Source organism: Buttiauxella gaviniae ATCC 51604 (assembly GCF_001654835.1).
GTDB lineage: Bacteria > Pseudomonadota > Gammaproteobacteria > Enterobacterales > Enterobacteriaceae > Buttiauxella > Buttiauxella gaviniae.
In genome coordinates this window covers 1-22,370 of the sequence record NZ_LXEP01000022.1, presented here as the reverse complement: position 1 = coordinate 22,370, position 22,370 = coordinate 1, and the positions used below count along the sequence as shown (strand labels likewise).

Here is a 22,370-nt window from a genome sequence, read left to right as displayed (position 1 = left end):
TTCTCTTTTGTTAAAAAAGGTGAAGGCCGTCCATCGAGCCTTCACCGGGTAAGGGCGTTACAAATATTTTGGACGGCGGGCTAATGCCACACCCGCGCCAATCAGGGCCCCAACCATACCCCACATAATCATCAAGAATGCCCGGCGTGGACTATCACGCTTCACAGGTTCCTCAGGGGTACGTAAATAGCGATATGTCTGGAAACGCGCGTCAAGCGTTGGCCCCACGTTCAAAGTCGCCAGCATGGCTCGATTCTGGTCGTAGTCGATGCTGTAACTAGGACCGACAGCTTGCAGGCTTTCAAGACGAGCTTGCAGCATAGGGCGTCCTAACATGAACATTTCAGAATCAGGTAACTCGTCGGCGGGAACTTCTGTTTCACTCTTTGCAATATTTTGCTGCTGCGCAATCTTCAGCGCTTGTTCCACACTGTGCACTTTGCGGTCAAAAATTGACTGAGCCACTGCTTCCTGACGCTTAACTTGCGCTTTCATCTGGATTGTACGAGCAGCCCAGGCGCCCGTTAGTTCTTCGTTAAGATGACTCGCAGCACGCTGGCTGGCAAAAGCGACGTACTGGCGCAGCAAGTTATTCGCATCAGCAGCTGTTTCTGCAATTAGTTTCACGCTATCGCTGATATTGCGTGTGGCATCGCCAGCTGAAAATTGAATATTATCAATTAGTTCATCTAGCAATGCGGCATCAATTTTACTGTTGCCAACCTGACGCTGTTTGTAATAGTCGGTCTGTAGCCAAAAGTCACGACGAGTATCATATGCAGATAATTGCATGATGAACTCTTTATAGGCTTCATCCATCACCGAAGGCTGATCGACGGAAACCATATTAGCTTTAGCATCAAGATTACGTAGGAATTGCTGTTGCGAATAATACCCACCCATCATGTTAACTGTCGGGCGATCAGTTATCGCATTAGCACTCCACTCCTGCTTGGCAAAGAAGGTGTAGATGAATGCAATGGCTGCAAATAACACTGCCAGACCAACAATCCACAGCTTTCCTTGCCACAGTGTCCGGAATAAACCACGAATGTCCAACTCGTTGTCCACCATTCCCGGATTACTTCCTGGCACGTTTTGTTTCATCACTTCCCCGACTACTTTCAGAATTAAGAAATACTGCTGGTATTTCTACGTTGCCGACGCTTATGACGTCTTATAAAACGAGCAACTTTCCAGGCTCGTTTGATACAGTAATCATAGAGAACAAATGCAAGCAAGAATAATGCCAACATCACCCACTCTGGAATGGAGTGTATGTATTCAGCCGCAACACCAATTGACGCCAGAAGAGCTGCCGCTGCGGTGATCAGCACAAATGCCTGTCGAGAAGTAAAGCCGGCGCGCATAATCAAGTGGTGAATATGCTGGCGATCTGGGGAGAATGGGCTCATACCTTTGCGTAGCCGGCGATACATGATGGCAATCATATCCATCAATGGAATGGCAATAATCCATAATGCGGTGACAGGGCTAATAGGATGGGTTTGACCCTGCGTAGTTTCAAGCAAGATCCAGATGACGGTAAAACCAATAAGAGTACTCCCCGCATCACCCATAAAAACTTTATAGCGACGACCCAGTATCCCAAGGTTTAAAAGAATATAAGGCAGAATGGCGGCAATCATTGCGAAGCACCACATGGCCAGGCTCAATTGCCCATCGAAATAAAGGATAATCCCCATTGCCGCAAAGGAGACGCAAGAAAGTCCCCCCAGTAGACCGTCAATACCATCAACCATGTTGAAAGCATTTATTGCGGCCCAAACTGCAAACAAGGTTAAGAAATAACCAAAGGGGCCAAGAACCATTTCCCAGGAGCCAAAAATATACCCGAGACTGAGCAGGTACAATTTTCCGACCACCATCATCACAATACCGATTAAAGCTTGAATCGAAGCCCTAATTTTTACACTGATATCAAAACGGTCATCCAGTGCACCGACAAACACCAGCACACCAGCACACATCAAATAAAGCCATGCATGTGGGATATAGTAATTAGCGATAAGGAAAGTAAAGCAGATCCCGGCGTAGACAGAGATACCCCCGACTAAAGGAATCAGTCCTTGGTGGCGTTTACGGAAATTGGGTTTGTCTACCAGACCGATTTTTTTCGCCGCTTTGCGAGCAAAAAAAAGAAAAATGGTGGTGAATAAAAAAATACAAACCAGGTCAGTTCCAGCGGTGATTAAATTCACAGTGCAAGCTCTCTGCAAAATAAAAGGTCAAGGACAACTTCTTTGAAGTCTACCCCGTCCAATGGTTATATACATCTAATCCTTGAACAGACTGATTATTATTCGAACAACACCTTTCAAGCATTGCTGTAAATAACATGATGGCATTCCTTGCCACAGTTAGTGCTTAACCGTGATCATTACAGCTATATCGTATATACCAGAAATGAAAAACGCCACGTCTAAGCGTGGCGTTCCCCGAGTTTTTGTTACTTACGAGCGCTTCATCATATCGAAGAAGTCTTCGTTGGTTTTCGTCATCGCTAACTTATTGATGAGGAATTCCATTGCATCAATCTCACCCATTGGGTGGATGATTTTACGCAGGATCCACATTTTCTGCAGTTCTTCCTGGGTAGTAAGCAACTCTTCTTTACGTGTACCTGAACGATTGTAGTCAATAGCAGGGAACACACGCTTCTCAGCGATTTTACGCGCCAGATGCAGTTCCATGTTGCCGGTACCTTTAAATTCTTCGTAGATCACTTCATCCATTTTAGAACCGGTATCAACCAACGCTGTAGCGATGATAGTCAGACTACCACCCTCTTCTACGTTACGTGCAGCACCGAAGAAGCGTTTTGGACGATGCAGTGCGTTAGCATCCACACCACCAGTCAATACTTTACCTGATGCAGGTACAACGGTGTTGTACGCACGAGCCAGACGAGTGATGGAGTCGAGAAGAATGATAACGTCCTTCTTATGCTCAACCAGACGCTTCGCCTTCTCGATAACCATCTCGGCAACCTGAACGTGGCGGGATGCTGGCTCATCAAAGGTAGAAGCAACAACTTCACCTTTAACCAGACGTTGCATCTCAGTCACTTCTTCCGGACGTTCGTCGATAAGCAGAACCATCAACACACAATCTGGGTGGTTGTAAGCAATGCTGGTCGCGATGTTTTGCAGCAGCATAGTTTTACCGGCTTTCGGCGGAGCCACAATCAGGCCACGCTGACCGCGACCGATTGGCGATGCCAGATCCAGTACACGTGCAGTTAAGTCTTCGGTAGAACCGTTACCACGTTCCATGCGTAAACGAGAGTTAGCATGCAGCGGGGTTAAGTTTTCAAACAGGATTTTGTTACGCGCGTTTTCCGGCTTGTCATAGTTGACTTCGTTAACTTTCAGCAGTGCAAAGTAACGCTCACCTTCTTTCGGCGGGCGAATCTTACCGGAGATGGTATCCCCTGTGCGGAGGTTGAAACGGCGGATTTGGCTGGGAGAAACGTAGATATCATCAGGACCGGCGAGGTAGGAGCTGTCTGCAGAGCGGAGGAAACCAAATCCGTCCTGCAATATCTCCAGTACACCGTCACCAAAGATATCTTCACCACTCTTAGCATGTTGCTTCAGGATGGAGAAAATAATGTCCTGCTTGCGCATACGGGCTTGGTTTTCCAGCCCCATATTTTCGCCGAGAGTAATCAGCTCAGAAACCGGCGTATTCTTTAATTCGGTAAGATTCATAATGGTGGGTTCTTAAACTCGGGGTAAATCTCGAACATGTATCGTGAATGGTATGGCAGGATCATCCATGCCTGTTTAATGGCCACCACCACATGTCTTATCGCTGCCTGGTCATAGGAAAAACGCAGAACTGAAACGACACGACGGAATGGGTGATACGCCCGAAATCGATTATGCGACCGTATGTTCACTGTAAAACAGCGTCTTAGTGAAGGGAAACTGGAAGCATTGGGTATTACAAAGATTCAAACTACAAGACAAGTTCTAAATGCAGTAAAAGTAACTTAGCATGACTGACGCCGGGCGTCCAGCAGCTCACAAAAAATTGCGAACTACGCACGCACCGGCTGAGATTCCATTATGCCAGATTAGCGTCGAGGAACTCTTTTAACTGGCCTTTGGACAGCGCGCCAACTTTGGTCGCAGCCACTTCACCGTTCTTGAACAGCAACAGAGTTGGGATACCACGGATACCATATTTTGGTGCAGTGCCCGGGTTCTGATCGATATTCAGTTTAGCAACGGTCAGATTGCCCTGATATTCATCAGCGATTTCATCAAGAATCGGGGCGATCATCTTGCATGGACCACACCACTCTGCCCAGAAATCAACCAGGATCAGCCCATCAGCTTTTAGCACGTCCGTGTCGAAACTGTCGTCAGTCAGGTGAATAATTTTATCGCTCATGTTCTACTCCGCAGGATTATGTCTACCTTGTTGGTGTAGCATTAACCAACTTAAGGTTGACTTTATTTCACCGGATACGCTTTCGTAAAGCAATAGTTAGCTGATATTCTACCACACTATGAGCAAAACACATTTGACCGAACAGAAGTTTTCCGACTTCGCACTGCACCCTAAGGTGATTGAAGCCCTTGAAAATAAAGGGTTCCATAACTGCACCCCTATTCAGGCACTGGCACTACCGCTGACACTGGCGAATCGTGACGTTGCAGGGCAGGCGCAAACCGGTACTGGCAAAACGATGGCGTTTTTAACGTCAACGTTCCATTATTTACTCTCTCACCCGGTTCCAGAGAATCGCCAGGTGAACCAGCCGCGTGCCTTAATTATGGCGCCGACTCGTGAACTGGCAGTCCAAATTCACTCTGATGCAGAGCCACTAGCACAATCGACCGGCCTTAAACTCGGCCTGGCGTACGGTGGCGACGGCTACGATAAACAGCTTAAAGTGCTGGAAAGCGGTGTTGATATTCTTATCGGCACAACTGGTCGTTTGATTGATTATGCCAAGCAAAACCACATTAACTTAGGCGCAATTCAGGTTGTGGTGCTGGATGAAGCCGATCGCATGTACGATCTGGGCTTTATTAAAGATATTCGCTGGTTGTTCCGCCGTATGCCGCCAGTTACTCAACGCCTGAACATGCTGTTCTCTGCCACACTCTCTTACCGTGTGCGTGAACTGGCATTCGAGCAAATGAACAACGCGGAATACGTGGAAGTCGAGCCGGAGCAAAAAACCGGTCACCGTATCCAGGAAGAGCTGTTCTACCCTTCTAACGAAGAGAAAATGCGTTTGCTGCAAACTCTCATCGAAGAAGAGTGGCCAGATCGCGCCATCATCTTTGCCAACACGAAACACCGTTGTGAAGATATCTGGGGTCACCTTGCAGCAGACGGCCACCGCGTTGGTCTGTTAACTGGCGATGTTGCTCAGAAAAAACGTCTGCGCATCCTTGAAGAATTCACCCGTGGCGATCTGGATATTCTCGTTGCAACCGATGTTGCCGCTCGCGGTCTGCATATCCCGTTAGTGACACACGTTTTCAACTACGATCTTCCTGATGACTGCGAAGATTACGTTCACCGTATTGGCCGTACCGGTCGTGCTGGCGAAAGTGGTCATTCCATTAGTCTTGCGTGTGAAGACTATGCGTTGAACCTGTCTGCAATTGAGACTTACATTGGTCACTCAATTCCAGTCAGCAAGTACAAAACTGAAGCACTGTTAAGCGAACTTCCTCCACCGAAGCGTCTGACTCGCGCCCGTCCGGGTAACGGTCCTCGCCGTAATGGTGGCGCTCCTCGTGGTAATCGCCGTCGCACAGGTTAAAAATTTATGCTCAGCTCCACCTCGCTGTATGCTGCAATAGATTTAGGCTCTAATAGCTTTCATATGTTGGTTGTACGTGAGGTGGCAGGGAGCATACAAACCCTTGCCAGGATTAAGCGAAAAGTACGCCTTGCTGCTGGTTTAAGCAGCGATAATACGCTTTCACGTGAAGCAATGGAGCGCGGGTGGCAATGCCTGCGCTTATTCGCTGAACGTCTTCAAGATATTCCTCAAAACCAAATTCGTGTTGTCGCAACCGCGACACTCCGTCTTGCCACCAATGCCAGCGAATTCATCCAGCAGGCTGAAAAAATCCTTGGCTGTCCGGTGCAAATTATCCATGGTGAAGAAGAAGCACGCCTGATTTATCAGGGTGTTGCCCATACAACAGGCGGTGCCGATCAACGCTTAGTGGTTGATATCGGTGGTGCTAGTACAGAACTGGTTACCGGCTCGGGGGCGCAAACCACCGCACTCTTTAGCTTATCAATGGGTTGTGTGACCTGGCTTGAGCGTTTTTTTAGTGACCGAAATCTTGCCAAAGAAAACTTCGATGCTGCCGAAAGTGCTGCAAAAGAAGTTCTCAGGCCGATTTGCGACCGGTTAAAACATCACGGTTGGAAAGTGTGTGTCGGTGCGTCAGGTACCGTGCAAGCACTGCAAGAAATCATGATGGCGCAAGGAATGGATGAGCGCATTACGCTTGCAAAACTCCAGCAGTTGAAGCAACGCGCGATTCAATGCGGGCGTCTTGAAGAATTAGAGATTGAAGGTTTAACGCTAGAAAGAGCCTTGGTATTCCCTAGCGGCCTCGCCATTTTGATTGCGATATTCGAAGAGTTATCAATTGACTGTATGACGCTCGCTGGCGGAGCTTTGCGTGAAGGACTGGTTTACGGAATGCTGCATCTGACTGTTAATCAAGAGATCAGAAGCCGTACCGTACGTAATATCCAGCGTCGCTTTATGGTGGATACCGGCCAGGCAGAACGCGTTCAACAATTAGCATTAGCCTTCACCACACAGTTAAGAGATGCATGGAGCCTAACGCCTCTCAGCATAGAAATGCTCAGCAGCGCGGCGTTACTTCATGAAGTTGGACTGAGTGTCGATTTCAAACAGGCGCCGCAACATGCTGCCTACCTGGTGAAGAACCTCGATCTTCCGGGATATACGCCAGCGCAGAAAAAGCTGCTGGCAACGCTAATGTTGAACCAGACAAACCCAGTCGATCTCTCTTCTCTCCACCAGCAAAACGCCGTACCACCTCGTATTGCGGAACATCTCTGTCGCTTGTTACGCCTGGCTATTATCTTCGCCAGCCGCCGTCGGGACGATATCTTGCCGGAAATTGCGCTAAACGTTGAAGGTGAAACCTTAAATCTCGAGCTTCCAGAAAAGTGGCTGGAATGCCACCCTCTAGGTGCTGAACTGCTTGCACAAGAAAGCCTGTGGCAAAGTTATGTCCATTGGCATTTAATAATTAAATAACTCAGCTTTTACGCGCTTTTGCCAGCATTTCACGGATGTTGGCGACATTACTCTGCCCCTTTGTCATCCGCTCTTCCGCAGAAACTACTTTGCGTTCCGTCTCCCACTGCAAATCATCTTGTGGCAATTCCAGCAAGAAACGACTCGGTTCCGGGCGGATCAATTCACCATACTGACGTCGCTCTTTGCAAAGCGTGAAGGTTAGCTCTTTCTGCGCACGAGTAATCCCCACGTAAGCCAGGCGGCGCTCTTCATCGATATTATCTTCGTCGATACTGCTCTGATGCGGCAAAATACCCTCTTCCATCCCGACTAAAAATACGTACGGGAACTCCAACCCTTTCGAGGCATGAAGGGTCATCAATTGCACCTGATCTGTATCTTCATCACTCTCGCCGCGTTCCATCATATCGCGCAGCGTAAAGCGGGTGACAACTTGGGTAAGCGTCATCGGCTCATCAATTTCTGAACCCTCCAGCATTTCCGTCATCCAGCTAAAAAGCAGGTTAACGTTCTTCATACGCATTTCGGCAGCTTTCTGACTGGGGGATGTTTCATACAACCAGCTTTCGTAGTCGATGCCGTGAATCAAATCACGTACCGCTGCGATAGGTTCGCGCTCAGCAAGTGTTGCTACATCGCGTAACCAATGAGTAAAACGCTGTAACGACTCCAGGCCACGACCATTTAGCGTTTGGCTTAAACCCATATCAAAACTTGCGCCAAATAAACCTTTATTACGCTGCGTTGCCCAGGTACCGAGTTTTTGCATCGTAACCGGGCCAATTTCACGTTTCGGTGTATTCACAATCCGCATAAATGCACTGTCATCATCTGGGTTGGTCAGCACACGCAGATAAGCCAGTAAATCTTTGATTTCAGGACGTGAAAAGAACGACGCACCACCAGAAATACGATAAGGAATGCGGTTTTGCATCAGCATTTTTTCAAACACGCGCGACTGGTGATTCCCACGATAGAGAATGGCGTAATCTTTGTAGTTGGTCTTATTGATGAAGTGATGGGCAATGAGCTCGCCAGTAACGCGCTCAGCTTCATGATCTTCACTGTTCGCGGTCAGCACTTTTAATTCGGTACCGTAACCCAGCTCCGAAAACAGCCGCTTTTCGAACACGTGAGGGTTATTGGCGATCAAAATGTTTGCCGCTTTCAGAATGCGCCCGGAAGAACGGTAATTCTGCTCAAGCTTAATGACCTGAAGTGCCGGGAAATCCTTGCTTAGCAAAACAAGGTTTTGTGGCCGTGCGCCGCGCCAGGAGTAAATCGACTGATCGTCATCGCCCACTACGGTAAACCTTGCTCGCGCGCCCACCAGCAGCTTCACCAGTTCGTACTGGCTGGTGTTGGTGTCCTGGTATTCATCCACAAGCAAATAGCGGATGCGGTTTTGCCAACGCTCGCGCACTTCTTCATTGCGCTGTAAAAGCAGCGTTGGCAGCAAAATCAGATCGTCAAAATCCAGTACGTTGCACGATTTCAGATGCGTATCGTAAAGCTCATAACAGTGGGCAAAAATTCGGTCGCGTTCTCCTTTCGCCTGCGCCGCGGCCTGCGACGGGGTCATCAGATCGTTTTTCCAGTTCGAGATCGTAGAGATCAACTGTTGCAATAACGTTTTATCGTCTTCGAGCAAACCTTCAGTCAGTTCTTTTAGCAACGCTGTCTGGTCAGTGTCATCAAACAACGAAAAGTTAGACTTCATGCCGAGAGCGGCAAACTCACGTTTGATTATCTCAAGCCCTAACGTGTGGAACGTTGAGATCAACAGACCGCGTGATTCTTTGCGCCCAAGCGTTTGCGCCACACGTTCTTTCATCTCACGCGCCGCTTTGTTGGTAAAGGTCACGGCGGCTATATGGCGAGCCTGATAACCGCATTCGCGGATCAGATACGCCATTTTATTGGTGATAACACGCGTTTTGCCGGAACCAGCGCCCGCCAGGACCAGGCAAGGTCCTGTGACAAATTCGACGGCTTGTTGTTGGCCAGGGTTTAAACGCATAAAGGTCACTCAATGAAGTCAGGATAAAAACGAAGGTATCCCCGCAGTAACTGGAGGTACGAAGGGGAAAAACAGCGTGGTAGTATAGCGAGCGTAATCAATTTCACTCAAGGCACTATCATGGCAAAAACCGCGGCAGCATTGCATATCCTTGTTAAGGAAGAAAAACTGGCTCAGGAAATTTTGGCGCAGCTTCAAGCTGGCGGCGACTTTGAGAAACTGGCTAAAAAGCATTCCACCTGCCCATCAGGTAAAAAAGGTGGTCACTTAGGTGAATTCCGTCAGGGCCAGATGGTTCCGGCGTTCGATAAAGTGGTGTTTTCCTGCCCGCTGCTGGAGCCATATGGCCCGCTGCACACGCAGTTCGGATACCACATCATCAAAGTGTTATACCGCAACTAAAAAAAGCCCGGTAGCGTTAAGCTTACCGGGCCTGTATCAATGCTATACCCCTATGGATTTCGATTTGCAGCAAGGCGGCAAGTGAGTAATGCCCCGGGAGCATAGACAAGTATGTGACTGAGGTGTACGAGCGCCGCCAACACAGCGGCGAATCGAAAGACGACGGGGTATTAACCAGCTACAGCAATACGCTTCATATCTTTCATGTAGCCACGCAGTTTCTTGCCAACGGTTTCGATTTCGTGGTTACGAATCGCTTCGTTAACATCACGAAGTTGCGCGTTATCAACCGCACCGGCTGGGATTTCTTTACCCAGATCGCCTGCCTGCAGAGTGGTCATGAACTCTTTGAGCAATGGCACTGCTGCGTAAGAGAACAGGTAGTTGCCATATTCAGCCGTGTCAGAGATAACCACGTTCATTTCGTACAAGCGCTTACGAGCGATGGTGTTCGCAATCAGCGGCAGTTCGTGCAGAGATTCGTAGTAAGCTGATTCTTCGATGATGCCCGCATCAACCATGGTTTCGAACGCCAGCTCAACGCCCGCTTTCACCATTGCGATCATCAGAACGCCTTTATCGAAGTATTCCTGCTCAGAAATCTTACCGTCAAACTGCGCCGCGGTTTCGAAGGCAGTTTTGCCGGTCTCTTCACGCCAGGTCAGCAGGTTCTTATCGTCATTTGCCCAGTCAGCCATCATGCCGGAAGAGAATTCGCCGGAGATGATGTCGTCCATGTGTTTCTGGAACAATGGAGCCATGATGGTTTTCAGTTGTTCAGACAACGCATAAGCACGGACTTTCGCCGGGTTGGACAAACGGTCCATCATCAGCGTGATGCCGCCTTGTTTCAGCGCTTCGGTGATGGTTTCCCAGCCGAACTGAATCAGTTTTTCTGCATATGTAGGGTCAGTGCCTTCTTCCACCAGCTTGTCGAAGCACAGCAGAGAACCGGCCTGCAGCATGCCACACAGAATAGTTTGTTCGCCCATCAGGTCAGATTTAACTTCTGCCACGAAGGAAGACTCCAGAACGCCCGCACGGTGGCCGCCAGTTGCCGCAGCCCAGGCTTTAGCGATGGCCATGCCTTCGCCTTTTGGATCGTTTTCCGGGTGAACCGCAATCAAAGTCGGTACACCGAAACCACGTTTGTATTCTTCACGAACTTCAGTACCCGGGCATTTTGGCGCAACCATCACCACGGTGATGTCCTTACGGATTTGCTCGCCAACTTCAACCACGTTGAAACCGTGGGAGTAACCCAATGCTGCACCGTCTTTCATCATCGGCTGAACAGCCTTAACAACCGCAGAGTGCTGTTTGTCTGGCGTCAGGTTAACAACCAGATCCGCTTGTGGGATCAGTTCTTCGTAAGTGCCAACTTTAAAACCATTTTCTGTCGCTTTACGCCATGAAGCGCGTTTTTCAGCAATAGCTTCAGCACGCAGAGCATAAGCAACATCCAGACCAGAGTCGCGCATGTTCAGGCCCTGGTTCAGGCCTTGTGCGCCACAACCGACGATGACGACTTTTTTGCCTTTGAGGTAGCTTGCTTCATCGGCGAATTCTGCACGCGCCATGAAACGACATTTACCCAGTTGCGCCAACTGCTGACGCAGGTTCAAAGTGTTGAAATAATTAGCCATCGTGGTGGTACTCCGTAGTCGTTGTGTTGTGCTTTTATAAGGTTCGCCAGCCGTGTCTTGCTTGCGATAATGAACTCACTATATGACAGGAAATGTGTTGCTTAAATTGATATATTAACAACGTGACGTTGCAATTTATGCAACGTAGGAACAAGGGCTGATGACCATGGATTTACGCGACCTGAAAATATTTATCCACCTTGCTGAAAGTCGCCATTTCGGCAGGAGCGCACGCGCGATGCACGTCAGCCCGTCGACGCTTTCGCGCCAGATCCAGCGCCTCGAAGAGGATTTAGGTCAACCCTTGTTTTTACGCGATAACCGCACCGTGACGCTGACCGAGGCCGGAGAGCAACTTAAACAGTTCGCCCAGCACACGCTTTTGCAGTATCAGCAAATGCGCCACACCATCGGCCAGGAAGGGCCATCGCTTTCCGGCGAGCTACATCTTTTTTGCTCCGTCACCGCCGCATATAGTCATTTACCACCCATTCTCGATAGATTCCGTGCTGAACATCCAAATGTGGAGATCAAACTGACCACAGGCGATGCCGCCGATGCGGTAGAGAAAGTAGATTCTGACGAAGCCGATCTTGCCATTGCCGGTAAGCCGGAAACATTGCCACCAGGCGTCGCATTCTCGATTCTGGACCATTTATCGGTTGCACTGATCGCACCAGCACTGCCCTGCCCAGTTCGTGCGCAGGTGAATCAACCAGACCCGGACTGGGCAAAAGTGCCATTTATTCTGCCGGATCAGGGGACAGTGCGCCGCCGTATCGAGTTGTGGTTCCGCCGTCAAAAAATCAGTAACCCGTTTATTTATGCAACGGTTGCAGGCCATGAGGCGATGGTTTCGATGGTGGCACTCGGCTGCGGCGTAGCATTGATACCTGAAATCGTGTTGGAAAATAGCCCGGAGCCCGTTCGTAACCGCGTACAGGTGCTGGAACGAAACGATGAAGCCGAGCCGTTTGAGCTGGGCGTTTGCGTACAAAAAAAGCGGCTCAATGAGCCGCTTGTACATGCGTTCTGGAAATTACTGCCCGGCAACCACTAACCCGCAAGGAAGAAGCGGAACGCCGGATTACTGGTTTCATCGTGGCAATCGTAGCCCAGCTCATTGAGTCGGGTTTCAAAATCCGGCTCATTGTCGCCCAGCTCGAACGCCGCCAGTACGCGACCATAATCCGTGCCGTGGCTGCGATAATGGAACAACGAAATATTCCAGTGCGTGCCGAGCGTTTGCAGGAATTTCAGCAAAGCGCCCGGTGACTCCGGAAATTCGAAGCTATAAAGCCGCTCACGCAGTGGTTTAGACGGGCGCCCGCCCACCATGTAACGCACGTGCAGTTTCGCCATTTCGTCATCAGACAAATCGACAACACCGTAACCACCTTCGTTAAGTAGCTCGATGATTTCGCGGCGTTCTTCCAAACCACGAGTCAAACGGACACCGACGAAGATGCAGGCTTCCGCCGAGCTGGAATAACGGTAATTAAACTCAGTGACCGAACGCCCACCGAGTACCTGGCAAAATTTCAGGAAGCTGCCTTGCTGCTCAGGAATGGTGACCGCCAGCAGTGCTTCACGTTGTTCGCCCAGTTCGCAGCGCTCAGAAACGTAGCGCAGGCCGTGGAAGTTAACGTTCGCACCAGAAAGAACATGTGCAAGGCGCTCACCACGAATCTGGTGCTGCTGGATATATTTTTTCATCCCCGCAAGCGCCAGAGCGCCAGACGGTTCAGCGACCGCGCGAACATCTTCGAATAAATCTTTCATAGCAGCACAGATAGCATCGCTATCAACCGTGATGATGTCGTCGAGATATTCCTGACACAAACGAAATGTTTCATCGCCGATACGCTTAACCGCAACACCTTCAGCAAACAAACCGACGCGCGCCAAATCAACCGGCTTGCCCGCATCGAGTGCCGCTTTCAAACAGGCAGAATCTTCCGCTTCAACGGCGATCACTTTGATTTGCGGCATCAGCTGTTTGATAAGCACCGCCACACCCGCTGCCAGACCACCGCCGCCGACCGGAACAAAAATGCGGTCGATATGCGCATCTTGCTGCAGCAGTTCCAGCGCCAGCGTGCCCTGCCCGGCAATGACTGCCGGGTGGTCGAACGGAGGCACGTAGGTAAACCCCTGTTGCTGCGAAAGCTCGATGGCACGACCTTTCGCCTCATCAAAGTTCGCGCCGTACAGCAATACTTCACCACCAAACGCGCGGACCGCATCCACTTTGATATCCGCCGTAGTCACGGGCATGACAATCAGAGACTTGATGCCTAAACGTGTTGAGGAAAGCGCAACACCCTGAGCATGGTTTCCCGCAGAAGCGGTAATCACACCACTGGCTTTTTGTTCGCTGTTCAGCCCGGCAATCATCGCGTATGCGCCACGCAGTTTGAAACTGTGCACTGGCTGGCGGTCTTCACGTTTTACCAGAATGACGTTATCCAGACGTGACGACAGTTTTTCCATCTTCTGCAATGGGGTAACTTGCGCGACTTCGTAAACCGGAGCACGCAGAACGGCTCTCAGATATTCCGCCCCACAAGGGGCGTCAGGTAGCGGTTGTGACTCGGCCATCATTAGCCTCCAAGCTTACTTTTATCGCGCACCGCGCCCTTATCGGCACTGGTGGCAAGCATTGCGTAAGCGCGCAGAGCGAAGGAAACCTGGCGTTCACGCGCACGTGGCGTCCAAGCTTTGTCACCGCGAGCTTCTTGCGCTTCACGACGAGCGGCCATTTCCTGATCGCTCAGTTGCAGTTGGATCCCACGGTTCGGGATATCAATCGCAATCATGTCGCCATCTTCAATCAGCGCGATATTGCCACCGCTTGCTGCTTCCGGAGAAACGTGGCCGATAGAAAGACCGGAAGTACCACCGGAGAAGCGCCCATCGGTAACCAGGGCACACGCTTTGCCCAGACCCATAGATTTCAGGAAGGTTGTTGGGTAAAGCATTTCTTGCATGCCCGGCCCGCCTTTTGGCCCTTCGTAACGAATAACAACGACATCGCCCGCTACCACTTTGCCACCAAGGATTGCTTCAACCGCATCATCCTGGCTTTCGTAAACTTTTGCAGGCCCGCGGAATACCAGGCTTTCATCGTCTACACCAGCCGTTTTCACGATACAGCCGTTTTCGGCGAAGTTACCGTACAGCACAGCCAAACCACCTTCCTGGCTGTATGCATGTTCCTTCGAGCGGATACAACCGTTTTGACGATCAACATCCAGAGAATCCCAGCGGCAAGATTGTGAGAATGCTTTCGTGGTACGAATACCGGCCGGGCCTGCGGAGAACATGCTTTTCACGCTTTCGTCTTTGGTCAGCATGACATCGTACTGTTCCAGCGTTTGTGTCAGCGTCAGCCCGAGCACGTTTTTCACATTACGATGCAGCAAGCCACCTCGATCCAGCTCGCCCAAAATACCGATGACGCCACCCGCGCGGTGCACATCTTCCATGTGGTATTTCTGGGTGCTCGGCGCAACTTTGCACAACTGCGGGACTTTACGGGAAAGCTGGTCGATATCAGTCATGGTGAAATCAAGTTCTGCTTCCTGAGCTGCAGCGAGTAAGTGCAGAACTGTGTTTGTTGAACCGCCCATCGCAACATCCAGCGTCATGGCGTTCTCAAACGCTTCTTTGCTGGCGATGCTACGTGGCAGAGCACTTTCGTCATCCTGCTCGTAATAACGTTTGGTCAAGGCGACGATGCGTTTACCGGCATTCAGGAACAGCTCTTTGCGATCTGAGTGCGTTGCCAGCAGAGAACCGTTACCCGGCTGGGATAAGCCCAGCGCTTCGGTCAGACAGTTCATGGAGTTCGCGGTGAACATACCGGAGCAAGAGCCGCAGGTTGGGCATGCAGAGCGTTCTACCTGCTCGCTTTGTTCGTCACTCACTTTCGGGTCAGCGCCCTGAATCATCGCATCAACCAGGTCAAGCTTGATGATTTGGTCAGAGAGTTTAGTTTTCCCGGCTTCCATCGGGCCGCCGGAAACAAAAATAACCGGAATGTTCAGGCGCAAAGAGGCCATCAACATCCCTGGGGTGATTTTGTCGCAGTTGGAGATACAAACCATCGCGTCGGCGCAGTGCGCGTTCACCATGTATTCAACGGAGTCAGCGATAAGCTCACGTGACGGCAGAGAATAAAGCATGCCACCGTGGCCCATGGCGATACCATCATCCACCGCGATGGTGTTGAACTCTTTCGCCACACCGCCAGATGCTTCGATTTGTTCGGCAACCAGTTTACCCAAATCGCGCAGGTGAACGTGGCCTGGCACGAACTGCGTAAAGGAGTTAACTACCGCAATAATTGGCTTGCCGAAATCATCATCGGTCATCCCGGTTGCGCGCCACAATGCGCGGGCACCCGCCATATTACGGCCATGGGTGGTAGTGGCTGAACGGTACTTAGGCATGCTTATTTACTCCAGTCTGTCTGTCGAGGGGACGGTCATCACCATCCACCTGGTTATTTTTTTACTTAGGGTTGACCTGATCTAACCAGCCCCATTTGTCTTCGGTTTCGCCAGTGAACAGGCCAAAGAATGCCTGTTGAATGCGTTTGGTGATCGGGCCACAACGACCTTCACCTACCTGAATGCGGTCTACGCTACGGACTGGCGTAATTTCAGCGGCGGTACCCGACATAAATACTTCGTCCGCCAGGTAGAGTGATTCGCGAGACAACACTTGCTCACGCACTTCGATACCCAGGTCTTTAGCCAGAGTGATAATGGCATCACGGGTAATGCCCGGCAGCGCGGAAGAGGTGAACGGAGGGGTAAACAGAATGCCATCTTTCACTTCAAAGAGGTTTTCGCCCGCACCTTCTGACAAGTAACCGTTCACATCCAGCGCGATACCTTCCTGATAACCGTGGCGGCGCGCTTCGCTGCCAACCAGCAAGGAAGAAAGGTAGTTACCACCAGCTTTCGCTGCTGTTGGAATGGTGTTTGGTGCCACACGGTTCCATGAGGAAACCATTGCGTCGATCCCTTGATCCAGCGCTTCTGCGCCGAGGTATGCACCCCATGGGAAGGCTGCGATGATCACATCAGTGGTGTAACCGTCTGGCGGGTTAACGCCCATACCGACGTCACCCACAAACACCAGCGGGCGGATATATGCGCTGGTCAGGTTATTTTTACGGATAACAGAACGGCAAGCTTCCATCAGCTCATCAACACTTTGTGATACAGGGAAACGATAGATTTTTGCTGAATCACGCAAACGCTGCATGTGTTCACGATGGCGGAACACCACTGGACCAATGTGAGATTCATAGCAACGGATACCTTCAAAGACCGATGTGCCGTAATGCAGCGCATGGGACATTACATGGACCTTTGCTTCGCCCCACGGCGTCATCTCTCCATTGAACCAGATGTAATCAGCTTTCTTCGTCGTCATTGTTCTCTTCCTTCTGCGCTCAGGCGCGGATTTGTTGTGTTGTTTGTTGCTGGATTTCGACGCGACCAACGTCAACCAGTTTGCTTAATTGACTAAACAGTAATTCGACTGGGCGCAGGCTGGCAACGGTCAATTCAATATTAATATCGTCAGTGTTCCCCACCGTGACCATGTTCATAGAACACACCTGAAAACCACGATGGCGCACGACGCGTAACACGCGCTCCAGCGTTTCTGGACGAAAACGGGCCGTTACTGCGAGCTGATGTTGCATCATGATAATTTCTCCAGCATTTGTGAGTTACTGGCACCTGGTGGCACCAACGGCCAGACGTTTTCGTACTCATCTATCGAGACGTGAAGCATGTATGGGCCATCGCTATTGAGCATCGTGTCGATGGCGGCTTCTACCTGGTCTTTACGAGTGATGTGTTGGCCTGGGATACCGAAGGCACTGGCCAGCATGAGGAAATCAGGGTTATCGGAGAGGTTGGTTTCGCTATAACGTTCTGAGAAAAACATCTGCTGCCACTGGCGTACCATTCCTAAACGTTGGTTATCCAGTAAAACGATTTTGAGCGGTAGCTGTTTTCGTTTTACGGTGCCCAACTCCTGAACGTTCATCATGAATGAGCCGTCACCCGAGATACAGATAACCGTATCGTTCGGCCGGGCTACCTGTGCGCCTACAGCTGCGGGCAGACCAAAGCCCATCGTTCCCAGGCCACTGGAAGTGATAAAATTTTCCGGGCGGGTAAATGACATATGCTGGGCTGTCCACATCTGGTGCTGGCCGACATCGGTAGTCACAACACATTCCTGCGGCTTACGGTCAGAGATTTGTTTCAGCAATAACGGGGCAAAAATGGCTTCACCGGGATGATCATAGCGCCATGGGTTTGCTGCCCGTAAAGTGGCAACTTCTTGCTGCCATTCAACGATATCCAGCGGTTGTTGCAGCGCCTGTAATAATTGGGCTAAATCCCCCTGCAACCCAACATGGGCCTGACGCAATTTACCCAGCTCTGCCGGGTCGATATCCATATGAATCACTTTCGCGTGGGGGGCAAAGGTATTCAGCTTGCCGGTAACACGGTCGTCAAAACGTGCGCCAACGGCAATCAGCAAGTCGCACTCTTGCACCGCAAGGTTAGCCGCTTTTGTGCCGTGCATTCCCAACATGCCGGTATAAAACGGGTTTTCTGCCGGAACCGCGCCCAAGCCTTTCAGCGTGACAGTAGAAGGCATATTGGTGACAGCGATAAACTCACGCAATGCCGGAACCGCCTGAGCCATGCCCACTCCGCCACCGACATACAACATCGGTTTGCGGGCATTCGCTATCATTTCGCGTGCCTGTTGCAGCTCGGCGTGCGGCATTTCAAAATCATCTTCAACAGTCGATAACCACGGCTCCAGATCGCCTTGTGCTAATTGAATATCCTTAGGGATATCCACCAACACGGGACCCGGACGGCCAGAGTTTGCAATTTCAAAGGCTTCTGCAAGGACGCGAGGTAAATCATCGAATGATTCAACAAGGAAACTGTGCTTGGTACATGCGAGGGACAAACCTAAAACATCCACTTCCTGAAATGCGTCAGTGCCAATCAGCGGAGCGGCTACCTGGCCTGTGATGGCAACAACGGGAACGGAATCTAACAGCGCATCGGCAAGGCCTGTTATCAAGTTGGTTGCGCCCGGCCCGGAAGTCGCGATGCAAACGCCTGTTTTTCCTGTAGAACGAGCATAACCAATGGCTGCCATTGCTGCGCCTTGCTCATGGCGGCAGAGCAAATGTTCGACCCCACCGTCATACAATGCATCGTAGACTGGCATGATTGCGCCGCCCGGATAGCCGAAAACTGTCTCTACACCCTGCGCTCGCAACGCATGTACCACCCACTGTGCACCATTCATAGTTAGTTCCCCGTCGCATTATCGGAGAAACAGCATTTTATTCTGTAACGCATCATCTGTTTCTCTCCGAGTTTCTTTGCCCAACAAAAAACCCCCGGACCTTTCGGTGCGGGGGTTCTTTTCGATTCAGGCTTGATTTTTAAGCCTTTCTTTCTCCAAGTGCAGCCCCGCACGGTGGGATAATAATCACCACCACGCTAATCACGACCAGGCTAATCACTCGTAGAAGGGCTTTCATGTTTGTTTATTCTGTCTACTTGTTCGAAGTAATACCTACAGAGTTATCACAGAGTCAGTTAAAAGCACAAGAATTTTTTATATTGAAACAGAGGCTGAAAAAATTGGCTGGCAGAAAAACTATTTGTTTTCAGCAAATAACGAGATAGTGAAAATATTTCATATAGTGCGATTTCTTATCTCTATTGCCAAAAAATCTTCCAGAAATAAATCTTTTGCGAAGCTCATCGCAGAATTATTTTCAAAAAAGAAATCTCACCCGAAAGTCTGGAAGGCATTACGAAGAACATTATTTCACCTCTTTATGCACTATTAGCAAGCTGACAGGATAAAAGTTCACCCAAGAGGAAAGAGCGATGTCACTGGCAGTTGTTAATACAAGGGCAGCATTAGGCATTGCAGCCCCATTGGTCACCGTAGAGGTTCATATCAGCCAAGGGTTACCAGGTTTAACCCTTGTGGGTTTACCAGAAACCACTGTCCGTGAAGCTCGGGACAGAGTACGAAGTGCCATCATCAACAGTGGCTATACTTTCCCGGCCCGGAAAATCACGATAAATCTCGCGCCGGCAGATCTTCCTAAGGAAGGCGGCAGGTATGACCTACCTATTGCTCTCGCATTGCTGGCAGCGTCTGAGCAGCTCTCTATTGATAAGTTAAGTGAATATGAGTTCGTTGGTGAACTCGCGCTTACTGGGGCTTTACGAGGCGTCCCTGGCGCAATTTCATCTGCTATGGAGGCTTTAAAATCAGGGAAGAAAATAATCGTTGCAGATGAAAACTCCGCTGAACTTAGTTTGATAACACAAGCTGGCTGCCTTATTGCAAACCACCTCACTGAAGTCTGCGCATTCCTTGAAGGCAGAGCCGAATTATCAGCTCCAGAAAAACGACAGCAGCAACACATTGAATATCGGCAAGACCTTAATGAAATTTTTGGTCAGTCTCAGGGGAAGCGAGCGCTAGAGATCACCGCGGCTGGTGGGCATAACCTATTACTCATTGGCCCTCCAGGAACGGGTAAAACCATGCTGGTCAGCCGCCTGAATACTTTACTCCCCCCTTTAAGCGACGGTGAAGCACTGGAGAGTGCAGCCATTCTAAGCCTGGTCAATCCACATTCTTTACAGCAACAGTGGCGCCAGCGCCCATTCAGAGCGCCTCATCATAGCGCTTCACTGAGTGCAATGGTTGGTGGAGGTTCAATTCCAAGACCCGGTGAAATTTCTCTGGCACATAACGGTGTGTTATTTCTCGATGAACTCCCGGAATTTGAACGCCGTGTGCTTGACGCATTACGCGAGCCTATAGAATCAGGGGTAATTCATATTTCCCGTACCCGTGCAAAAATTAGCTACCCTGCCAATTTTCAACTTCTGGCAGCTATGAACCCAAGTCCAACAGGTCACTATCAAGGTAAGCATAATCGCTGCACACCCGAACAAACGCTGCGCTACCTTAGCCGCCTTTCAGGGCCTTTTCTTGATAGATTTGATTTATCCACAGAGATCCCACTTCCGCCACCGGGAATGCTAAGTAATCCCGGTGTAAGCAGCGAAAGTAGCGCAGACGTAAGAGCAAGAGTCATCGCTACACAACAGCGACAGTATGATAGACAGCAAAAGTTAAATTCGAGACTGGATAATCATGAAATCAGAAAACATTGTGCCATTGAGCACAATGATGCCATGTGGCTTGAAGAGACATTGGCGAAGTTGGGGTTGTCGGTGCGTGCATGGCATCGATTATTAAAAGTTGCACGAACAATTGCAGATATTCAGGAACACAAACAGATACAGAGGGAACATCTTCTAGAAGCATTGAGCTATCGGGCGATTGACCGATTACTCATTCACCTACAACAGTTAACAGGATAAAAAATGGGGCTTTCGCCCCATTTTTATTAATCATCACTGTCGGTATAGTCTTCAACCGCATCCGCCTGCGGCTTGCCACCGGAGAGGGTATGGAAACGTTTAGGACGCTTAATTCGCGTCATATACTTGCTCCACACACGTTCTGCATCTGTCACCGGCTCACGTTGACCACGGCATACAGCTACAAACAGAACTTCCTCTTCAGTACCAGGCTCACGCTTGCCAAGATCCAGCTCATTGAACGCATAACCATGGCGCTCTAATAACTGGGCTTCTTTGATGGTGAAATCACCATGGCGAGCGAACCCGCGCGGATAATGTTTATTATCGAAAAACCGATTAGTCGTCGTAAAGCTTTCCGCCATCCTGCACGCTCCTAATTCTCTTGGTCGAGCTATTTATGGCGCGGAGTATTAGTTACGCTTGACAGAGCGTCAAACAAAACATTTAAATCATAACGACAAATTTTTTTTGGGAGAGAGTTGTGGATACTGAATTATTAAAAACGTTTCTTGAAGTGAGCCGAACGCGGCATTTTGGGCGGGCTGCAGAGGCTCTTTATCTAACGCAATCAGCAGTTAGCTTCAGAATTCGTCAATTAGAGAATCAACTCGGCGTGAATCTTTTTACTCGTCATCGTAATAATATTCGCCTGACGACAGCAGGTGAGCGTTTGTTGCCTTATGCAGAAAACCTCATGAATACCTGGCTCGCTGCCAAAAAAGAAGTTTCCAACACATCTCAGCACAATGAGCTAACGATTGGTGCTAGTTCCTCACTTTGGGAATGCATGCTTTCTGAATGGCTTGTTGCACTGTATCAACAGCACAAAGGTCTTCAATTTGAAGCCCGTATTTCCCAACGCCAGTCGCTAGTTAAACAATTGCATGAACGTCAGCTTGATCTGCTGATCACGACAGAATCGCCAAAGATGGACGAATTTTCATGCCAGTTATTAGGGCATTTTAACCTGGCACTATTTTCTTCTTCACAACAAAGCTCAAAAACAGGGTTAACGTATTTACGTCTGGAGTGGGGTCCTGATTTTCAACAGCATGAAGCGGGCCTTATCAACAATGATAGCATTCCAGTTCTAACGACTAGCTCAGCACAAATAGCCTATAAATTGTTGGCACCGCTCAATGGTTGTTCATTTTTACCCATCGAATGGGCCAAAGAATGCGAAGGAATTTACCAGGTACCCGATACAAATATACTTTCGCGCCCTTTGTATGCAATCTGGCTACAAAATAGCGATAAACAAAACATAATCAAAGAGTTATTAAAGACACCACTTATGGCGCAGTAATGCGCTTTTATAGATTTGAGGGATAATTTGAGGAATTTTAGGCAAAAAAAATCCTTTGCCGAAGCAAAGGATCATTATATGGCAGGGGCGGAGAGACTCGAACTCGCGACACCCGGTTTTGGAGACCGGTGCTCTACCAACTGAGCTACGCCCCTAAATAACGCTTATTATTAAGCCCGCTGATTAAGCAGGCATAATTTTTTTA

19 protein-coding genes and 1 tRNA gene are annotated in these 22,370 nt (G+C 49.6%); 6 read left to right on the top strand and 14 right to left on the bottom strand.

The annotated features are described in order from the left end of the window. Positions 1 to 57: 57 nt before the first annotated feature. From wzzE to trxA, 4 genes are all read right to left on the bottom strand, one after another. Positions 58 to 1,107 carry an ECA polysaccharide chain length modulation protein gene (gene wzzE / locus M977_RS11710; protein WP_064515161.1) on the bottom strand — a complete coding sequence of 350 codons (1,050 nt, stop codon included), beginning with the start codon at positions 1,105 to 1,107 and terminating at the stop codon, positions 58 to 60. A gap of 23 nt (positions 1,108 to 1,130) precedes the next feature. Beyond that, entirely contained in the window at positions 1,131 to 2,222 is a 1,092-nt protein-coding gene (gene wecA / locus M977_RS11705) for a UDP-N-acetylglucosamine--undecaprenyl-phosphate N-acetylglucosaminephosphotransferase (RefSeq protein WP_064515159.1), read from the bottom strand. 252 nt (positions 2,223 to 2,474) lie between these two features. Beyond that, complete coding sequence (gene rho, locus M977_RS11700; protein WP_064515157.1) at positions 2,475 to 3,734, bottom strand: transcription termination factor Rho; 1,260 nt, start codon at positions 3,732 to 3,734, stop codon at positions 2,475 to 2,477. Between the two features lie 358 nt (positions 3,735 to 4,092). Then, a complete protein-coding gene (trxA, locus tag M977_RS11695) occupies positions 4,093 to 4,422 on the bottom strand; it encodes a thioredoxin TrxA (RefSeq protein ID WP_034461718.1) in 330 nt (109 codons plus the stop codon). 118 nt (positions 4,423 to 4,540) lie between these two features. Between trxA and rhlB the strand changes: the two genes are divergently transcribed. Then, positions 4,541 to 5,812, top strand: a complete 1,272-nt coding sequence (gene rhlB, locus M977_RS11690) for an ATP-dependent RNA helicase RhlB (protein ID WP_034461719.1) — start codon at positions 4,541 to 4,543, stop codon at positions 5,810 to 5,812. Between the two features lie 6 nt (positions 5,813 to 5,818). Next, the gene (gene gppA / locus M977_RS11685; protein ID WP_064515155.1) at positions 5,819 to 7,303 is read left to right on the top strand and encodes a guanosine-5'-triphosphate,3'-diphosphate diphosphatase; all 1,485 of its coding nucleotides are present in this window, start codon (positions 5,819 to 5,821) and stop codon (positions 7,301 to 7,303) included. Between the two features lies 1 nt (position 7,304). Here the strand turns inward: gppA and rep are convergent, their stop codons facing one another. After that, positions 7,305 to 9,326 carry a DNA helicase Rep gene (gene rep, locus M977_RS11680; protein ID WP_064515153.1) on the bottom strand — a complete coding sequence of 674 codons (2,022 nt, stop codon included), beginning with the start codon at positions 9,324 to 9,326 and terminating at the stop codon, positions 7,305 to 7,307. Between the two features lie 120 nt (positions 9,327 to 9,446). On the opposite strand from rep, the gene ppiC reads away from it, so the two are divergent. Then, on the top strand, positions 9,447 to 9,728 hold the full coding sequence (ppiC, locus tag M977_RS11675) for a peptidylprolyl isomerase PpiC (RefSeq protein WP_064515151.1): 282 nt from the start codon (positions 9,447 to 9,449) through the stop codon (positions 9,726 to 9,728). Between the two features lie 170 nt (positions 9,729 to 9,898). Here the strand turns inward: ppiC and ilvC are convergent, their stop codons facing one another. Next, complete coding sequence (gene ilvC / locus M977_RS11670; RefSeq protein ID WP_064515149.1) at positions 9,899 to 11,374, bottom strand: ketol-acid reductoisomerase; 1,476 nt, start codon at positions 11,372 to 11,374, stop codon at positions 9,899 to 9,901. A gap of 166 nt (positions 11,375 to 11,540) precedes the next feature. On the opposite strand from ilvC, the gene ilvY reads away from it, so the two are divergent. Then, positions 11,541 to 12,434, top strand: coding sequence for an HTH-type transcriptional activator IlvY (gene ilvY / locus M977_RS11665; RefSeq protein ID WP_064515260.1), 894 nt, complete (start codon positions 11,541 to 11,543; stop codon positions 12,432 to 12,434). On the opposite strand, the gene ilvA is transcribed toward ilvY, so the two are convergent. The 6 genes from ilvA to ilvL form a co-directional block, all read right to left on the bottom strand. After that, complete coding sequence (ilvA, locus tag M977_RS11660; RefSeq protein WP_157092069.1) at positions 12,431 to 13,975, bottom strand: threonine ammonia-lyase, biosynthetic; 1,545 nt, start codon at positions 13,973 to 13,975, stop codon at positions 12,431 to 12,433. The genes ilvY and ilvA overlap by 4 nt on opposite strands. Before the next feature lie 2 nt (positions 13,976 to 13,977). Further along, complete coding sequence (ilvD, locus tag M977_RS11655; protein ID WP_064515146.1) at positions 13,978 to 15,828, bottom strand: dihydroxy-acid dehydratase; 1,851 nt, start codon at positions 15,826 to 15,828, stop codon at positions 13,978 to 13,980. 61 nt (positions 15,829 to 15,889) lie between these two features. Beyond that, positions 15,890 to 16,822 carry a branched-chain amino acid transaminase gene (locus M977_RS11650; protein WP_064515144.1) on the bottom strand — a complete coding sequence of 311 codons (933 nt, stop codon included), beginning with the start codon at positions 16,820 to 16,822 and terminating at the stop codon, positions 15,890 to 15,892. A 19-nt stretch (positions 16,823 to 16,841) separates the two neighbouring features. Next, complete coding sequence (gene ilvM, locus M977_RS11645; RefSeq protein ID WP_064515142.1) at positions 16,842 to 17,099, bottom strand: acetolactate synthase 2 small subunit; 258 nt, start codon at positions 17,097 to 17,099, stop codon at positions 16,842 to 16,844. Continuing rightward, a complete protein-coding gene (gene ilvG, locus M977_RS11640; RefSeq protein ID WP_064515140.1) occupies positions 17,096 to 18,742 on the bottom strand; it encodes an acetolactate synthase 2 catalytic subunit in 1,647 nt (548 codons plus the stop codon). Before ilvG ends, ilvM begins: the two co-directional genes overlap by 4 nt. Before the next feature lie 139 nt (positions 18,743 to 18,881). Then, a complete protein-coding gene (ilvL, locus tag M977_RS24400; RefSeq protein ID WP_072279198.1) occupies positions 18,882 to 18,980 on the bottom strand; it encodes an ilv operon leader peptide in 99 nt (32 codons plus the stop codon). A gap of 355 nt (positions 18,981 to 19,335) precedes the next feature. Between ilvL and M977_RS11635 the strand changes: the two genes are divergently transcribed. Beyond that, complete coding sequence (locus M977_RS11635) at positions 19,336 to 20,856, top strand: YifB family Mg chelatase-like AAA ATPase (RefSeq protein ID WP_064515138.1); 1,521 nt, start codon at positions 19,336 to 19,338, stop codon at positions 20,854 to 20,856. 26 nt (positions 20,857 to 20,882) lie between these two features. Here the strand turns inward: M977_RS11635 and M977_RS11630 are convergent, their stop codons facing one another. Continuing rightward, the gene (locus M977_RS11630) at positions 20,883 to 21,221 is read right to left on the bottom strand and encodes a MaoP family protein (protein ID WP_064515136.1); all 339 of its coding nucleotides are present in this window, start codon (positions 21,219 to 21,221) and stop codon (positions 20,883 to 20,885) included. 89 nt (positions 21,222 to 21,310) lie between these two features. Between M977_RS11630 and hdfR the strand changes: the two genes are divergently transcribed. Continuing rightward, positions 21,311 to 22,165, top strand: a complete 855-nt coding sequence (gene hdfR, locus M977_RS11625) for an HTH-type transcriptional regulator HdfR (RefSeq protein ID WP_413499678.1) — start codon at positions 21,311 to 21,313, stop codon at positions 22,163 to 22,165. A 79-nt stretch (positions 22,166 to 22,244) separates the two neighbouring features. Here the strand turns inward: hdfR and M977_RS11620 are convergent. Further along, positions 22,245 to 22,320, bottom strand: a tRNA-Trp gene (locus tag M977_RS11620). Between the last annotated feature and the right edge of the window lie 50 nt (positions 22,321 to 22,370).

Coding starts and splice junctions, on each gene's coding strand:
- trxA (WP_034461718.1), bottom strand. CDS start 4,422: ATGAGCGATAAAATTATTCACCTGACTGACGACAGTTTCGACACGGAC.
- gppA (WP_064515155.1), top strand. CDS start 5,819: ATGCTCAGCTCCACCTCGCTGTATGCTGCAATAGATTTAGGCTCTAAT.
- rho (WP_064515157.1), bottom strand. CDS start 3,734: ATGAATCTTACCGAATTAAAGAATACGCCGGTTTCTGAGCTGATTACT.
- M977_RS11630 (WP_064515136.1), bottom strand. CDS start 21,221: ATGGCGGAAAGCTTTACGACGACTAATCGGTTTTTCGATAATAAACAT.
- ppiC (WP_064515151.1), top strand. CDS start 9,447: ATGGCAAAAACCGCGGCAGCATTGCATATCCTTGTTAAGGAAGAAAAA.
- M977_RS11635 (WP_064515138.1), top strand. CDS start 19,336: ATGTCACTGGCAGTTGTTAATACAAGGGCAGCATTAGGCATTGCAGCC.
- ilvM (WP_064515142.1), bottom strand. CDS start 17,099: ATGATGCAACATCAGCTCGCAGTAACGGCCCGTTTTCGTCCAGAAACG.
- ilvA (WP_157092069.1), bottom strand. CDS start 13,975: ATGGCCGAGTCACAACCGCTACCTGACGCCCCTTGTGGGGCGGAATAT.
- wzzE (WP_064515161.1), bottom strand. CDS start 1,107: ATGAAACAAAACGTGCCAGGAAGTAATCCGGGAATGGTGGACAACGAG.
- M977_RS11650 (WP_064515144.1), bottom strand. CDS start 16,822: ATGACGACGAAGAAAGCTGATTACATCTGGTTCAATGGAGAGATGACG.
- ilvG (WP_064515140.1), bottom strand. CDS start 18,742: ATGAATGGTGCACAGTGGGTGGTACATGCGTTGCGAGCGCAGGGTGTA.
- rep (WP_064515153.1), bottom strand. CDS start 9,326: ATGCGTTTAAACCCTGGCCAACAACAAGCCGTCGAATTTGTCACAGGA.
- rhlB (WP_034461719.1), top strand. CDS start 4,541: ATGAGCAAAACACATTTGACCGAACAGAAGTTTTCCGACTTCGCACTG.
- ilvD (WP_064515146.1), bottom strand. CDS start 15,828: ATGCCTAAGTACCGTTCAGCCACTACCACCCATGGCCGTAATATGGCG.
- ilvL (WP_072279198.1), bottom strand. CDS start 18,980: ATGAAAGCCCTTCTACGAGTGATTAGCCTGGTCGTGATTAGCGTGGTG.
- ilvY (WP_064515260.1), top strand. CDS start 11,541: ATGGATTTACGCGACCTGAAAATATTTATCCACCTTGCTGAAAGTCGC.
- ilvC (WP_064515149.1), bottom strand. CDS start 11,374: ATGGCTAATTATTTCAACACTTTGAACCTGCGTCAGCAGTTGGCGCAA.